Origin of the sequence: Microbacterium sp. Leaf288, assembly GCF_001422925.1 — a bacterium.
GTDB lineage: Bacteria > Actinomycetota > Actinomycetes > Actinomycetales > Microbacteriaceae > Microbacterium.
In genome coordinates, this window is record NZ_LMNI01000012.1 from 932,192 (window position 1) to 949,438 (window position 17,247).

The window sequence follows — 17,247 nt, forward strand, 5'->3', positions numbered from 1 at the left end:
AAGCGCGCCGTTCATCCCAGCGGCACGCCGGAGCGCGCCGTACTTCCCAGCGACGCGCCGAAGCGCGCCGTACATCCCAGCGACGTGCGGGGGCACGTCGGTACTTCCGCGGTACGGGGGTACCGCGTTCCTTCGATGCGCGGGGGCGCACCATTCACCCGTCGGGGGAACGAGCGTCAGACCCTCACCCGGTTCGGGCCGAGGGGGATCCGGTTTCCGCGGCCTTCCCGAAGGCCGCGGGACAGGCGGATGACCGCCCGTGTGCAGGCTATCGCGGCACGCCCCGATGAGCGAAATCGACGCGCGAAGGGACGCTGCGGCCGAGGCATCCGTCCTCTCTCTTGTGTGGACGCACGAACGAGCCCCTCGCCTTTGGGGTGCGAGGGGCTCGTTCGTCCGGCACGAAGAGGCGGGCCGGAGTCGGGTGAGAGAGCGGGCCTTGGGGCGGTCCCGCTCTCTCACACGGTCGGTCAGATGGTGGCCTTGACCTCTCCGCGCCGGCGGCGGGTGACGATCAGCATCGTCGTGCCTCCGAGCAGAGCGAGCAGGCCGAGGAGCACCAGGAGCGGCGGCAGCTCGCCACCGGTCGCCGGCAGCGCCGAGAGCAGGACGATGGCGTCGTCCGAGTCTCGACCCTTGTCATCCGGGTTTCCGAAGGTGTGGTAATCCACCACCGCCACGTTCGTGATCGAGCTGGCCTTCGACCCTGGGTTCACCGTCGCGGCCAGGGTGATGGTCGGAGCAGCCGACGCGCCCTCGTTCGCACCCTGCGGCTGCAGTGGTCCGAAGAGCACACAGGTCAGTGTTCCGCCGTAGCCCGAGCCGTTCTGGCCGGTCACCTCGCAGGACTGCCAGTTCGGGAACACCGTGTCGTCGCCCTTGCCGGTCCAGGTCACGTTCGTGATCTTGATGTCGGCAGGGATGGCGTCGGTGACCACGACCGCTTCCGCGGCCGAGTCGTCGCTCACGTTCTGCACGGCGATGCTGTACGTGAACGAGGCTCCCGGGTCGGTCTTCTCGACGCTGGCCGTCTTCTCGATCTGCACGTTCGAGTGGCGGGCCACCGCGCAGCCGGGAGTCGCTTCCGGATACTCGACTGCGAAGGCCAGTTCGGGGTTCACCGTGAAGGTCACCGTCGATCCCAGGCGCCAGGTGTAATCAAGCTCACTGTCGTCGAGGATCAGGCCGTTGAAGACGTAGTCGTTCACGTCCTCGGGAGCGATGATGTCGGTCGTGCCCGGGTAGTAGTACTGCGTCGGGCTCGAGCCGGGCACGATGTCACTGGCTCGGATCGGGCGCCATCCCGGGTAGTCGATGCTCACACCCGACGGCGTGAACTCGGCACCCGGCCACTCGATCTCGTCGCTCCACGTCGCCGTGCCACCCGGCTGAGTGATCGCGACGTCCGGCGGGACGGTCGTATCGCCACCCTCGTCAGGAGTCCACAGGAAGTCGATCTCGCTGCCGAGCAGTGTGGCCGACTTGCGGATCGTCCAGCCGAGGAACGGGGCATCCGCCACGCACTTGGTGTAGACGACCGCCGTGATCTCGCGAACCGGGATCTCGACCGTCGAGCAGTTGTTCTCAGGAACCTGATCGAGAGTCGCCGCGACGCACGCGGTGTTCACGAGGTTCTCGAGCGGTACTGCCGGCTGCTGGGTGCCGTCACCCGGCACGACCGGTCCCACCGGAGTGGGCGTCAGCTTCACCGTGACCGTGATCACCGCCGTCTGCCCGACACCTAGTGACGGGACGCTGGCCTTGAGGGTGTTGTTCGCACCCACCAGCGCCGGGGCGTTGACGTTGATCCACCCGGCCGGCAGCACGACGTTCGTCACCTGGAGTCGTGCCGGAATGGGGTCGGTCACGACCACATTGGTCGCTGCGCGCGTGCCGTTGTTCTTCACCGTCAGCACGTAGTCGAACTGCGTGCCCGGCTCCACCGAGGGCGTCTCGCTGCCCTCGGGTGTCGGGACGCCCTGGGAGGTCTTCACGATCGACACGTCGTCGTAGTTGACCTCGTTGCAGGCCCGCACATCGCCCGACACCTGCTCGGCGAACGTGAGCGACACCGCGTTCCAGATCGGGATCCCCTCCGTGTCGCCGGGCGTGCACGGCTGGAGCTCGGCGACCGGGTCCCCGGTCACCCGCAGGTCCGCCCAGATCCGGTAGACGTGCTCGAGCTTGCCCGCAGATCGATCTTCAGCGGAGAACACGCCCACGCCCTTGAGCAGCCACTGACCGGTGCCGTCCCACGTCGCCTGGGTGACACTCGGCGTGTCCGGGCCCACGGGCTCGGCGTGCCAGGTGCCGACGAGCTCGACGTGATCGGGAAGCGCATCCGGCTTCTCAGTGAGCGAGTACAGCACGTTGGTCACAGGGTTGCCTTCGACCGGTGCCGGAGACGTGACCTTGACCAGGTACGACACCCGCTGCAGGCCCGTCTCCGGATCCCGCACCGTTCCGCTGGCGGTCTTGGTCACCGTCGGGTAGACCGGAGGCGTGCAGGCCTCGACCACCTGCGGCGCGACGTCTTCGCTGAACGACAGCTCGGCCGAGTTGAAGAAGCCGAGTCCCCGGTTCTGGCCGACCACGGTGCAGCCCACGGTCCGCGACTGGAAATCGCTCGCCTCGAGTGTCGCGTGCACCGTCACCGTGTACGTGTGGATCGCACCGGCGTTGATGACCTTGTTGGAGGCGATGTCCGCCGACCAGACACCGGCATTCTCGTCGAACGGCTCGTCGGTCGTGCCCTCACCACTCCACGAGGCGTCCACGATGTCGATCACGCCGTACTGGAGCGTGTCGGACAGGTTGTACTTCGACTTCAGCTCCGCAGGGTTGCCGTTGTCCTTTCCTGCCAGTTCCACCTCGAGCTTGTAGACGATCTCCCACTGCTTGGTCTCGGCATCCCGCGAGAGGCCGGTGACGGTCTTGCGGACCACCGGGTAGACCTTCTCGACGATCGGGATGCAGGCCGTGCTGTCCTGGACCAGTTCGTCCACCGTGAGGATGCCGGTGTTGAAGAACCCGGTGTCCTCTCCGTTGCACGCACGGTCCTCGGCAGGGATCTGCGACGCGATCCGGACGTGCCAGACCACGCGGTAGACGTGCTCAGTGTTGCCCTGGTCGCCGATGGCGACACCGGTGACGAACGGCGTGCCGTCCGAGGGGATGCCGTTGATCACGGGGCCCGCCGGCTCCGGCTCGATCCGCTGCGCCGAGCCCGAGAGGATCTCGACGCCCGGAGCGAACGCCGGGTCGTCACCGAGGTCGTACTCGTGGTCACCGCCGGCCAGGTTGACCGTGATCAGGTAGCTGACATCCCACAGGTCGGGGTCGTCATCCGACTGAATGGCCGACTCGGCGACCTTCACGATCGTCGGGGCGCACACCTCGACCGACTGCGACGCCGAGTGCGGTGACTCATGCGACGGGACCACCTTGGCGGTGTTCGGGTACGTGGTGCACACGCCGTCCGGCGTCGACAGCTCACGCTCGTAGGTGAACTCCTTCGCGCCGTCGGCGGCGTTCAGCACCACGGGCTGACCGAACTCGTTCGCGGTGTCGGACACCGTGGCCGTAGCATCCGTCGTCGCGGGCGTCACCTGGGCGAAGTTGACGACGGCAGTCCCGCTCGCCGCCCCCGAAGTGCCCGGGAGCAGGTTCGCGTTCCACGTGATGTCCGCCTTGTTGGTCACCGACGTCGACGCGGTGGCCGCAGGCAGCGAGCACGTGTACGGATACACGCTCGTCGTGCCGGCTTCGACCGTCAGGTCGCCGATACCGGTGACCACGCAGTGTCCGCCCGGGAGGACGTCCGCCAGCGTGATCGTGACATCGGCGTTGTTCGGGTTCTGCACCGAGATACTGCCCGCGACCTTGAAGTTGGAGTCCTGGGCTGCCGTCGGAGTGACGGTGACCTTGTACTCGACGATCTCGGAAGTGCCTGGCAGGATCGTCGCCGAATCGTGGTCGACGACCTTCGTGATGCTCCAGTCGTAGTCGCGGTCGAAGGAGCCCACCGCGGTCTTGCTGACGGTCAGATCCTGGAACGCGCACAGCTCGACGGTCTCATCGTCGGACTGCCCGGTCTGCTCGATCCACGCGGTGTTCGTGTACTCCACGCAGGCGCCAGGGGTGCCCTGGAGCTCGAGCGAGTACGTGAACTCCTCCTTCGCGCCCTTGGCCGTCCACGTGTGCTGGCCCAGCTCCACCGGGTCGGCATCGGGGTCGGTCTTGTCGTCGAGCACGGTGATCGTCTTCGCGTTCACGTCGGTGATGACCGCGTTCGCGAAGGAGAACGCCTTCGAGCCGGACGCCGCCCCGCTCGTGCCGAGCAGCTCCTCCTCGTCCCACGTGACGCTCGCCACGTTGGTGCCCTCGGTGGCCGCGGTCGAACCGGGGAGGGCGCACGAGTACTGGACGATGATCGAATCGTTCGCCGGCACCTCGAGCTCCGCCGGAAGGTTCAGGGTGCAGGTGACGCCGCCGATCTTGTCGGTCAGCGACTCGAGCGGAACATCCACCGCGTTCGGGTTGGTGACGGTGATCGCGCCGGAGACCTTGAAGTCGCTGTCGACCGCTGCGCCGTCGGTGACGGTCACCGTGTAGTGCGCCGTCGCCTTGCCCGTCTGCGGGTCGACGACGAGGTGGGTCGCTGCGGCCTTCTTGTCGATGTCGAACGCGTAGGCCCGCTTGAACGTCGGGTTCGCCGTCTTCGTGACGGTGAGGTCCGCGTAGTCGCACACCGTGACCGTCACCTTGTCGTTCTGGCCGGTCTCCTTGATCCACGCCTTGTTGGTGTAGTCGACGCACTTGCCCGGGGTGCCCGGGATCGTGATCGAGTACGTGAACAGCGTCGGCGTGCCGTTGGCATTCCACGTGACCGTGCCGAGCGTCACCGGGTTGGCCGGGTTCGTCTTGTCATCGATCACCGTGATCGTCTCGTTGACGAGTGTCTTGTCCCACGACAGCTCGGTGATCTGCGCGGTGTACTCGGCGCTGGAGTGCGCGCTGTACGCCTCCGCGGCGTTCCACGTCACCTTCGCCTTGTTCGTTCCGCTGAAGAACGGGCCCGTGCCCGAGAAGGTGCACGTGTACGGGAACACCTTCGACGAGTCGGCGGGAACCGTCGCGTCCACGCCTCCTGTGACAGTGCAGCTCACGTCGGGGAACGACGGCAGGTCGGTCACCGTCGCCTTCACGTCCCATGCGTTCGGGTTGGCGACGGTGATCTCACCGCTCATCGCCCAGTCCGAGTCGGTCGCAGCGCCGGGCGTGACCTTGACGGTGTAGTCGAACGTCGCGTTGCCCTCGGCATCGACGGTGCGCACCGTCTTGTCGACGCTCTTGTCGATGTCCCACGCGTACGTTCGCGTCAGATCCAGCACGACGTTCTTGGTGATCGTGAGGTCCTCGCCCGCGCACACGCTCACCGAGACGCTGTCGGACAGCTTCGGCTGGTTGGACGTGGCCGCGATCGACGCCGTGTTGTCGTAGCTCTTGCACTGACCCGCACCGACATCGGACCCCAACTGGCGGGAATACGTGAAGGTGGTGGGGCCGTCGAGCTTGGTCACCGTCTTGGTGCCGCCGAACTCGGCAGCCGTGTCGGACACCGTCACCGAGGCATCCGTCGTCGTCGAAGGCGCAAGCCCCGCGAACGTGAAGCCGGCAGTCGCCTCGGCCGAGCCGGCCGGGATCGCGGTGCTCCCCCACGTCACGGTCGCCTTGTTCGTCCCCGCCGAGCCCGAAGGCAGCGAGCATGTGTAAGCGATGTCGACCGAACCGCCGTTCTTGGGAACGGTGGGCGTCTGGGATCCGACGATCGAACACGTCGCCCCGGGGATCGCGTCCGTCACACCGGTGATCGGCACGTCGACCGGGTTGGTGTTCGTCACGTGGATGGTGCCGGTGACGGTGAAGCCGGAATCGATGGGCGCCGAGGGCGTGACCTTGACGGTGTAGTCGAACTCGGCGTTCTCGCCCGGCCGCACCTTGGCGCTGTTCTGGTCGACGGACTTGTCGATCTCCCAGTTGTAGTCGCGCACGAACGACGGCGTCGCCGTCTTGGTCGCGGTGAGCGGGACGCAGGTCGACGGCGGGGCGACGGTGAGCGGCTCGATGTACCCCTTCAGGTTCTTCGAGTCGGAGTCGATGTTGCCGGTGAAACTGCGCATGTAAGCAGTCGCCGCAGACGGAGCCGGGCAGCCCGGCTTGACGCCGCCGTTGGTGAGATCGGTGACGTTGATGCCGATCTCGAAGAAGCTGCCCGCCGGGACGGTCTCACCGTGCGGATTCACGATGGCCGCGTCATTCACCGTGCTGATGAAGCCGCTTCCGTCGTACGCGATACACGTGCCCGGGTAGGTGGCCACGGAAGTGTAGGTACACGTCTCGTAGAGGATCGGCGCACCGCCGCCCTGGGTGGTGATGACGAAGAGCACTCCGCCGTTGGTGCGGTTGGGTCGTGGGGTGCCGTCGGGAGCCGTCGATGCACCGGCGTTCGTCACCTCGATGAGGTAACCGCCGGTGCCTTCCTCCTGGCTCCGCTCCCAGGCGAAGTCGAGGTAGTAGTTGCCGCCGACGGACTCAGCGTAGGAGTAGACCCGTGCGAAGTCGCCCTTCGGCGGCGTGGAGCCGGAGGACGTCCAGTTGGCAGGATCTGAGTCGTCCTTGTTCGACGTCTGGTAGGTGCCGCCCTGGGTCGCTTCGTCGTGGTTGACGTTCGTCCAGTCGTTCCCACCGCATGTGCCCGGTGCGTAGTTGGCGTCGATCTCGAACGTGCCGTTCAGGTTGCACGCGACTGCCAGTGCGCCGATCTGCTGCTGAGGTGCCGCCATGAGCGAGAGCGGGGCGGTCGCGTCGCCCTCTGGCGCGGTCGCCTCTGGCGCGGTCGCCTCGGGCGCCGTCGTCTCGGGAGCCGCAGCAGGCGGGTCGGCCGGCGCAGCCGGCTCTTCGACCGCGGGCTCCTCCGCGGCCGGTTCCTCCGCAGGCGGCGGGGGCGCAGCATCCGTCGATGTCGTGTCTGTCGTCGTCGCCTCTGTGGTGGCGGCGGGGTCGGGGGTGGTCACCTCCTCCGCCGATGCCGGGGACATCCCCGAGAACACAAGAGAACTCGCCACGATCGCGGCGAGTCCCCCCACGTACCAGCGGTTCTGGAGCGCGATTCGACGCTCCTCAGTCCGCTCCTGACGCATGCGGCGGCGCGGACCCTCAGACTTCGAGGCGCGCACGAAAGTACGACTGAACATCAACTTCACCCTTGGTCGAAACGACACAGGGTGCCCCAAGTAGAGGCCCCTCCCAGCACGTCACGACTCGCTGTGAGTTGATGAACCCCAGAACCCAGGGATCCCAAATCCCCGAGGTTCGGCTATCTCCCCAAACACGAGCCGAAACGTGTTCCCGCTGGCAAAGGTATGCCCGGCATCCGTGCGCGTCAAGTAACGCGTTGAAAACGGATGCCGGGCGGCTGGAGAGGACGGGCCCTTGGGGGATGCCCGCCCTCTCCAGGGATCACAGCGTCGGCTTGACCTCTCCGCGTCGGCGGCGCGAGACCGCGACCACGGCAGCGCCCGTGAGCATCACGACCAGGCCGAGCAGGATGATCGGCAGCATCGGGCTTCCACCCGTCGCCGGCAGCGACGACAGCAGCACGGTGGCGTCGTCCGAATCGCGGCCCGGGTCATCCGGGTCACCGAACGTGTGGTAATCCACCACCGCGATGTTGTTGATCGTGTTCGCCTTCGACGCCGGGTTCACCGTCGCCGAGAGCGTGATCCGCGGAGCGACCGATGTACCGCCGTTGTCGGAGTTGATCGGCTGCAGGGGTCCGAACAGCACGCACGTGAGCGTGCCGCCGTAGCCGGAGCCGTTCTGACCCGTCACCTCGCAGGACTGCCAGTTCGGGAACGCGTCGGCGTCGCCCTTGCCGGTCCAGTTCACCTCGGTGATCTTGATGTCGGCCGGGATCTGGTCGGTCACGACCACACCCTCCGCCGCGGCGTCGTCACTCACGTTCGCCACGTCGAGCGTGTAGCTGAACGACTTGCCCGGCTCGGTCTTCTCGACGCTCGCCGTCTTCTCGATCTGCACCTCGGTGTGGCGTGCGACGAAGCACTCGGGCGTCGCCGGTGGGTACGAGGTCGAGAACGTCTCGCTCGGGTTGACCGAGAGCGTGACCTCGGTGTTGCCGCGCCAGGCGAAGTCGAGCTCGCTCGGGTCGAGGATCAGGCCGTTGAAGATGAACTCGGCCTGCTGCGCCGGCGTCATGACGTTGCTCGTTCCCGGCAGGTAGTACTGCGTGGGGTTCGAGCCCGGCACGATGTCGGTCACCTCGATGGCGCGCCATCCGGGGTAGTCGATCGAGATGCCGGACGGCGTGAATGCCGCACCGGGCCACGAGATCTCGTCAGCCCACGTCAGGGTCCCGCCCGGCTGGGAGAGAGTGACGTTCGCAGGCGTCGTGGTCGGCTTGACGTCGGGGTTGACCGGCTCCCAGAAGAAGTCGATCGGTTCGGCGAGCAGCGTCTGCGACTTCGAGACCGACCACCCGAGGAACGGGGCGTCGCCCACGCACTTGGTGTAGACGATCACGGAGATGTCGCGGACCGGGATCTCGTTCGTGTCGCAGTTGTTCGACTCGACAGCGTCGATGTCGGCCTCGACACACGCCGTGTTGACGAACTCCTCGATCGCCGCCGGCGTTGCCGGCGGCTCGCCGGTGCCGACGTCGATCACATCCCCCTCGACCTCGGTGAACGTGACGTTCACCTTGATCGTCGCCGATGCGCCGACCGCGAGAGTCGGAGTGCTCACACTGAGCTCACCGTTCTCATCGACCAGGTTGGGCGAGTTGTCGTTGACCCAGCCCGCAGGCAGCTCGATGCCGGTGACTTCGAGACGATCCGGGATCGGGTCCGTCACGACGACGTTCTTCGCGACTCGCGTGCCCAGGTTCGTCACCGTGAGCTCGTAGGTGAAGATGTCACCCGGCTCGACACTGCCCTCCTCGGGCAGGTTCGAGGCGGTCTTCTCGATCTTGACGTCGTCGTAGTGCACGACCTGGCAGCCGTCGTCGGACTTGACGTACTCGCCCGACGTGACCGTCCCGACGTTCGGGATCAGGATGCCGCTGGACTCGGTGTCGCGGCACGCCTGCGGCGCGCCCGCCGGCGGCTCCGCGACCTCGACCGTCGCGAACACCCGGTAAGTGTGCACCTTGTTCTCGGGAGTGAGCTCGCCGTCGTCCACGACCGTCCACGTGCCTGAGCCGTTCCACGTCGGGTTGGTCGGGTCGGGGGTGACGCCGGTCCACGCCTCGGCGTGCCAGTCACCGTCGAGCTCGACACCCGCCGGCAGCGCCGGGGCGTCCGTCAGGTCATAGGCCACCGATTCGGGCAGCGGGTCGGAGTCGGACACCGGGTAGCTCACCGTGACGATGTACTCGATGTCCCACGTCCCGTCACCGTTGTCGGTCGTCTGGCCGCCGTGCTTCTCGATCGTCGGGAAGACCGGCTCGGAGCAGGCGTCCACCGGCGTCTCGGAGCCACCCGACGTCAGCAGCGCGGTGTTGAGGAAGCCGCCGGCCTCCGGGCCCTCCCCGCTGATGCAGTCGGTGCGACCGTCGATCGCCTCCTTTGTCACCGAGGCCACGACCGTCACCGTGTAGGTGTGGGTCTCACCCGCGTCGATCGTCCGGTCGTTCGCGAGCGTCTCGGTCGAATCGGGTCCCGCGAAGTCGTGCGACGTGCCGTCGAACTCCCACTCGGCGCTGCCGATGTTGATGTCGCCGCCGAATTCGAGGGTGTCGGTGAGGTCGTACTCGGCCGACAAGCCCTTCGGGTTCTGCGGACCTTCACCGGCCAGCGTGACGTCGATCTCGTAGACGATGGTCCAGTCACCCGTCTCGGGGTCCTGGGTCGTCGACGTCACGGTCTTCGTCGGCACCGGGTAGACGCGCTCCTCGACCGGGATGCAGTCCTCCCCGGGGATCTCGATCTCACCGATCGACAGCACCGCGGTGTTGAAGAATCCGGTGCCCTCGCCCTCGCAGGCTGCGAGATCGGGGTCGAACGTGTCGGAGATGTCGACGAGCCACGCGATCGTGTACACGTGGGGCTCGTCCGTCGCGCCGAGCGGCTCGTCGGTCACGAAGTCCGTGCCGGCCGTCACCGGGATGGGAGTACCCACCGGGTCGGTGTCGGTCCGCTGCGCCACACCCGAGATCACGTCGATCCCCGGAGCGAACGCCGGCGTGTCGGACAGCGAGTAGAACGTGTCATAACCGCTGCCGGTGACCCGGAGTTCGTATGTCACGAGCCACCTCGAGGCGTCGTCCTCGTCCTGTGCGGCCGAGACCCCGATCTTCTGGAACGTGGGCAGCTTCGGCTCGGAGCAGTCGTCGGCGGGGATCGCCTCGCCGTTCACCGTGACGGTCGCCACATTGAGGAAGCCGCCGGCCGACGGGCCCTCGTCGTCCTTGCAGACGAGGGTGTCGCCGTCCCACGCTTCCGCGTCGATGTTCGCGTGCGCCGTCACCGTGTAGGTGTCGACACCGGCCGCGTCGACCTTCGGCGCAAGCACCTGGTCGGTCGCCAGGGTGGCGCTCCAGGCCGGCCCGGCGAAGTCGCCGAGTCCGGTGGGACCGGTCCACGAGGCATCCACGATCTCGATGTCACCACCGAACTCGAGGGTGTCGTCGAGGCTGTACACGGCCGCCAGCGTGGTCGAGGAGTTCGTGACGACGACGTCGTATGTGATCTCCCACGTTCCGTCCTCGAGCTGCTTCGTGCCGGTCACCGTCTTGGCGATGTCGACCGTCGGACGGTCGATCTGGGCGCAGTCCTCACTGGTGTTCCCGCCGACGCCGTTGGTCACGGTCGACGAGTTCCAGATGCCGCCGCCTTCGTTCTCGCAGTCGAGGGCGGAGTCTTCGACGGATGCCGCGACCGATACCGTGCGCGACACCGTGTAGGTGTGCGTGGCACCGGTCGGGATCAGTCCCGTCGCGAACTGCACGACTCCGTCGCCATCCCACGCCGGGTTCAGCGTTCCCGAACCGCCGCCGGTGGCCACCGGCCCGGTCGCCGCCCACTCTCCGCCGCTCACGCCCGCAGGCAGGACGTCAGGAGTGTCGGTGATCGAGTACCAGAGGTCGACACCGGTGCCGTTGGTCACCGACACCTCGTAGCTGAGCGTCCACTTACCGGTCTCGGTGTTCTGGACCGACTCGCGCGCGGTCTTCTGCACCGTCGGCTTCGCCGGGATCGCGCAACCGCTGTCACTGTCGCTGCCTCCCGGGAACGTGACGGTCGCCACGTTGAAGAAGCCACCGCCGTTCTCGGTGCAGCGCAGGCCCGAGGGCGGAACCGGATCGATCTTCGACTTGGCCGTGACCACGTAGGTGTACACGTGGGCGTCCGCTCCCGTCGCATTCGCTGCGATCGGCACGTCGGTGGTGTCCGGCGAGCCTTCCCAGCCCTGCGTGAGGATCTCGAAGCTCGTTGCGTCGAACTGCGGCGCGTCGGTCAGCGTGTAGACGCTCGGGAGGGGGTTCGGGTTCGACACCGTCACCTCGTACTCGATCGCCCAGATGCCGTCGACACCCTGCGAGACGACGCCGTCCGACTTCTCGATCTGGACAGGCCGCGGGTTGACCGAGGTGCAGCCGTCGTCGTTCGTGGTGCTGACGCCGTTGGTCACCGTCGCCGTGTTGACGATCGCGACACCTGTCGCGGTGCCCTCACCGCAGGCATTCGCCACCGGGCTGAGCGTTCCCGTGATGGTGACCGTCGCCGTGATCGTGAACGTGTGCGTCGCACCATTCGCGATCGACTGCGCCGCGATGACGTTCGGCGTCGGCCATGCGGCCGAGGCGTTCGGCCCCGTCACCTTCCAGTTCGAGAGCGCAGTGCCCGCCGGCGCGGCCGGCGGCGTGTCGGTCAGCGAGTAGTACAGCGTCTTCCCGCTGGCGTTCGACACCGCGACCTCGTACGAAATCGTCCAGGTGCCGTCCTCGTTCGCGGTCGCCGGCTTGCCGGTCTTCACGATGGTCGGGGTTCCCGGAGTCGCGCAGCCGGTGTCGGTCGCGGTCCCGCCCGGGAACGTCACCGTCGCCCGGTTGAAGAAGCCGCCGCCGTTCGAGAGGTCGCACGTCAGCGAGGGGTTCTCGACCTGCGCGTTGCGGTTCACGACCATGCGGTACTTGAACGTGTGCGATGCGCCTGCCGCGATCGGCGTGTTCGGTGCCGGCACGGGCGGCTGGTCAGCCGTCGGAACCCATCCGCTGGAGGGGTCGGCAGTCCAGCCCGCGCCCGGCTGCGGGGTGTCGGTCAGGGTGTAGACCGTCGCCGTCGTCTGGCTCGAGTTCTGCACGGTGACGTCGTACAGGATCTCCCACTGGGTGAGCGAGATCTGCGTCACGACGCCTGCGTTCGACTTCACGACCGTCACCGGCGGGAGCACGATCGACACACAGCCCGTGGCATCCTTCACCACCTGGCCTGAGGTGACGGTCGCCTTGTTCTTGAGGCCCGCTTCAGCCGCGCAGTCGCCGATCGAGGTCGCCGACGTCGAGGGCACGAGCTTGCCCGTCACGGTGTACGCGTAGCTCGTGTTCGCGGGCAGCGTGCCGGCCCAGATCGTCGCCGACCCGGGTGCGTAGGGCGACGCCGCGGGAGCCGGCGCGCTGCCGACCGCGGTCACCGTCCAGCTGTTCGGGTCGAGCGTCCAGCCGGCCGGAGCCGCGGGGAACGCGTCGCTCAGCGTGGCCTGCAGCGCCGTGGTGGCGCTGGGGTTGCCGACCGTGACCGTGTACTGGATGTTCCACGAGGCATCCGGGTTCTGCGATGCCGGGTTCGTCCCCACCTTGACGATCGTCGGGAACACCGGCTGGGCGCAGTCCTGCACCGTCGTCGGCTTGCCGTCGACCGTCAGCGTCGCGGTGTTGAGGAACGCGCGCTTCGGCTCGGTCGAAGTGCAGACCGAGGAGGTCGCGCCTGCCGCGCTCGGCGCGACATCGGCGATCACCGTCACCGTGTAGACGTGGGTCGCCAGCGGCTGGTTCACGTTCGTCTGCGGTGCGAGCGACGCGTTGGTCGCGAGAGTCGCGGTCCCGGCCGGCAGCGTGAACGGGCCACTGGTCCCGTTCGGGCCGGTCCAGGCGGCGGACGAGGCGGTGATGCCCGCACCCAGCTGCAGCGCGTCGGTGAGCGAATAGAAGAGCGTCGACGTGCGCGACTGGTTGGTCACCGTGATGTCGTACACGATCTGCCACTTGCCCGCGTCTGGGCCGGCAGCGATCTGCTGCGGCGAGCCGGCGCGCACCTTCTTGACGATGCCGCCTTCGGCCGGGATCGCGGTGTTCGTGATCTCACACGTCACGTTCTTGCCGACCACCGGAACCACGACGTCGTCGTCGACCGGGAACGCCACCCGCGGGTCGCTGCCCGTGATGTAGCAGCTCCAGTCGCCGGCGGTGTAGCCGGAGACGTTCTGGCTCTCGGAGAGGGTATATTCCGCTCCGGGCATGACCGCTCCGGATGCCGTTCCCTGCCCCGTCACCGAGGTCTGCCCCTGGGCGGCCGCCGTGAGCGTCCACTGGTCGGGCATGGCAGAGCCGGCGCCGTTCTTGTTGTCGACGATCTTGACGAGGTTCAGCGTCGGCTTGATCGCGCGGTTGGTGAAGGTACAGGTCACGTTCGCGCCGTTGGCGACCGTCACCGTCTTGTCCTGCAGCGAGGTGCCGCCGGTCGAGCAGACGAGGTTCGTCCACTCGTAGCCGGTGATCTGGTTGATCTCGTTGAGCGTGTAGACGCCCGCCGGGACATCCTTCGTCTCGTTGTGGTTGAACGTCAGGGTCGCGTCCTGGCCACGCTTGGCCGTGAGCTTCTGGTTCCAGTCGCTCGGGACCGCGGAGCCGCCGTTGCTGTCATCGACGACCTTGACGAGCGTGAGCTTGCCCGGCTTGTCGTCGTTGGTGAAGGTACATGTGACGTTGTCGCCCGGCTTGAGGGTCAGCGTCGGGCTGTCCTTGGTGGTGTTCGCGTAGCCCGTGCAGGAGAGCGTCGTCCAGTCGTAGCCGGCGATCACCGACTCCGAGAGCGTGTAGACGACGCCGGCCTTGACGTTCTGGTTCGAGACCGCCGGAGTGCCCGTCACGCCGCTGAGGCTCGGGCCACCGGGGGTGTTCGCCTCGAGTGTCCATGCGGTGTTGGCCGCGGTGCCGCCGTTGTTGTTGACGACCTCCTTGACGAGGGTCAGCTTCGGCGCCACGTCGTCGTTGACGAAGCGGTACACCGGCGTGTCGAGGCCGGCGACCTGGACCATCCAGTTGCCCTGGCCGTTCTGGCGCGGGTACCCGTTCGGGTCGGCGCTGGCCACGACATCGACCCACGACCCGTTCACCAGCTGCTGCAGCTTCTGGAACTGGTAGCCCGCCACGCTCGACTCGGTCAGCGTGTAGGTGTGACGCGGGCGCACCTGGAAGGTGCTTTCGGCGACCGGCGTCTCAGAACCGTCCACCGTGGTCGCTGACAGCCCGGCGAGGATCGCCGGCGTTCCGGTCAGCTTCCAGTCGTCGGCCTCCGCCGAACCGCCGTTGTCGTTGACGACGTGCTTGAGCAGCGTCAGCGAAGCGGTCTGGTTCACCAGCGTGCATCGCACGTTGTAGCCGAGCGGCACGTTGACACCGCCGTTGATGCCGTCCGAGTAGCCGCTTCCCTGCACCGGGTTGCCGTTGCCGTCGACCTGGATACAGGTGGCCGAGCCGCTCGAGAGCGGGTTCGACTGCAGGTTCGTGCGGTTGTCGGTCTGCGCGTACAGCGGGCTGCCGTTCGTCTCGAACAGCTGGTAGCGGGCGTCCGGCGTGACGTCGTGCTTGACGCCGGTGGTGCCGGGCGCGAAGGCGATCGGCGCGGGGACGTCGGTGCTCTGCGCGTTGAGGGTCCACGACGACGCCTGAGCGTTGCCGCCCTGCACCTGCTTGACGAGGGTCAGAGTGCTGCGGCAGGTCACGTTGTTGGTGATCGTCGCAGTGTTGTGCTCCTGGCTCAGCGCGACCTGGTAGCCCGAGCCCAACGCGGTGTTCATCGACGCGCCGTTGACCTCGGTCACGCGGGCGTCATTGGTGCACAGCTGCGGGTCGATCAGTCCGACCGTCTCGGTGAGGGTCGTCGAGTTGCCCTGCGTGTAGCCGCCGCGGGTGACTCCCCATCCCTGGGGCGTGGCGGTGGCGTTGCCGGGACCCGTGAGGCTCAGCTGCGAGGTGAGTCCGCCCGGCTGCGCGCCGTTGGCGTACGCGGTGCCGTTGACGACCCACTTCTTTGTGACCGTGATGTCGGCCTCGGGGCTCGGTGCCCGGTTGTAGACGATGCAGTTGACAGCCTCCGTGCTGGGCACGTTCACAGCGAAGCCCAGCGCGCCCTGGTTGGTCACCGCCACGGCTGCGTTCGTGTTGAGGTTCTTGCAGACGGCGTTCGCCCCGTTCACCTGCGTGAGCGTGAAGCCGGTCTGCTGCGTCTCTGTGACCGTGATGTTGCCCTGCGTGATCCCACCGCCGAAGTTCAGCGGGTAGGTCACGGTGCCGGTGCCGTCGGCGGTCGTGGTGCGGTTCGCCGTGGGCGTGGTCACACCCGCGGTGTTCGAGACACCGGCGAACTGCCAGCCGGCGCCCGCGGGAGTGGCGCCCGCGATCGAGCCCGCCGGAGCGGTGTTCGGAACGATCTGCTTGGTGACCGTGAGGTTGCCCTGGCAGTTGCCGAGCGCGAGGTTGCGGAGCGCCGCGCCGACGGCGCTGTAATCGGCCGTCTGGTAGTAGTCCGCGACGGCGCCGTTGCTGCCGGTGTACGCGGTCGGGCCGGAGATGGCGCGGATGTTCAGCGCGTTGTTCGCGCCCGTCGCACCGGCGCCGACGCCGAACGCAAGGACGCGGGTGCCTGCGGCCTTGAGCGCGTTGGCAGAGAAGACGCCGTTCTCGGTCTCACGGAAACGGTTGTCGCTGCCGCTGCCCTGGTAGGGCTGGTTGTAGGTGGTCGGGTTGCCGTCGGTGATGATCACCGCGACATCGAACTTGTTCGCGCCGGTGTTCGACGAGGCCGCGATGCCGAGACCGCGGTCCCAGTTGGTGCCGCCGGACGACGTCCAGCCCGAGTACCGGTTCTTGAAGGTCGTCCCCTGGCCGGCGGTCGAGACCGACACGAGGTCGGGGTAGTTCTGCGACGCGCCGGCGCCCGGCGTCTGCCATGAGAACGAGAACAGTGACATGCGCGAGGGCGTTCCCTGCAGCGCGTCGACGAAGGTGTTGGCAGCCTGCTTGAGGTTCGGGAGCGCGTCGCCGACCGAGCCCGAGATGTCGAGGATCAGCGCGACGTCCAGACCACACGCCGGGGCGAGCGTGGGGTTGTTGCGCGACTGCTGCCAGATGCCGCCCGATGCGTTGTCCGCGTCGCCGGAAGCCAGCATGAAGTCGTTCGCGTTCTGCGACGAGTAGGTGTTGCCCGCGCGCAGCAGCGAGCCGGTGCGGAACTGGTAGGCCAACTGCGAACCGGCGCCACTCGCCCCACCGACGCGAAGCACGGGGTTCATGTAGTAGCCGGACGGGACGCTCGATTGGACGACCCAGTAGCGGGCGTCGCGGTTCGCGCCGTTGTTGCCCGTGTTGGGCACGACGAACGAACAGTCGCCGTCGGCGTCGGAGGTGCACTTGGCCCATCCGTCAGCCGTGCCGGCGACGCCGTCGGGACGGGTCCCGCTCGGCGAGTTCACGCCCGTGTTGAGCAGCAGCACGACGCCCATGAGGTTCGTCACGCCGGTGATCCCGGTGCGGTCGGATCCGACCTTCACCGTGATCACGGCCTGGCCGGCACCCGGCTCAGGCACCGAGAGAACGCCGACGCCGGCGTCCTCGGTCGACGGCGCCACGCGCGACTGCGACTGGTCGGTCTTCGACTCGTCGCTCTGCGTCTCATCCGCGGGCGGATCGGTCGACTCCTCCGACGGCGCCGGAGCGGGCTCCGCGGGCGCGGGTTCGGCCGGGGCGGGCGCCGGGTCGGACGGTGCCGGCTCAGCCGGCGTCTCCTCGGCAGGAGGAGTCGATTCCTCCGGAGGAGTCGTCGCTTCGGTCGACGGCGTGGGCGTCGGAACGACCTCCGCGATCGCCGGAGTGACCCCCGTGAAGATCAGCGCGCCCGACAGCAGCGTCGCGATTCCACCGGCGTACCACCGGTGCCTCATCGTCAGCTT

2 protein-coding genes are annotated in these 17,247 nt (G+C 67.6%); both read right to left on the reverse strand.

All coding sequences use genetic code 11. The features are described 5' to 3' along the window. Positions 1 to 470: 470 nt before the first annotated feature. Positions 471 to 7,076, reverse strand: coding sequence for an LPXTG cell wall anchor domain-containing protein (locus ASF40_RS17755; RefSeq protein ID WP_157549768.1), 6,606 nt, complete (start codon positions 7,074 to 7,076; stop codon positions 471 to 473). Positions 7,077 to 7,521: 445 nt separating this feature from the next. Further along, positions 7,522 to 17,238 carry an LPXTG cell wall anchor domain-containing protein gene (locus tag ASF40_RS17760; RefSeq protein WP_056371398.1) on the reverse strand — a complete coding sequence of 3,239 codons (9,717 nt, stop codon included), beginning with the start codon at positions 17,236 to 17,238 and terminating at the stop codon, positions 7,522 to 7,524. Positions 17,239 to 17,247: the final 9 nt, after the last annotated feature.

Coding starts and splice junctions, on each gene's coding strand:
- ASF40_RS17760 (WP_056371398.1), bottom strand. CDS start 17,238: ATGAGGCACCGGTGGTACGCCGGTGGAATCGCGACGCTGCTGTCGGGC.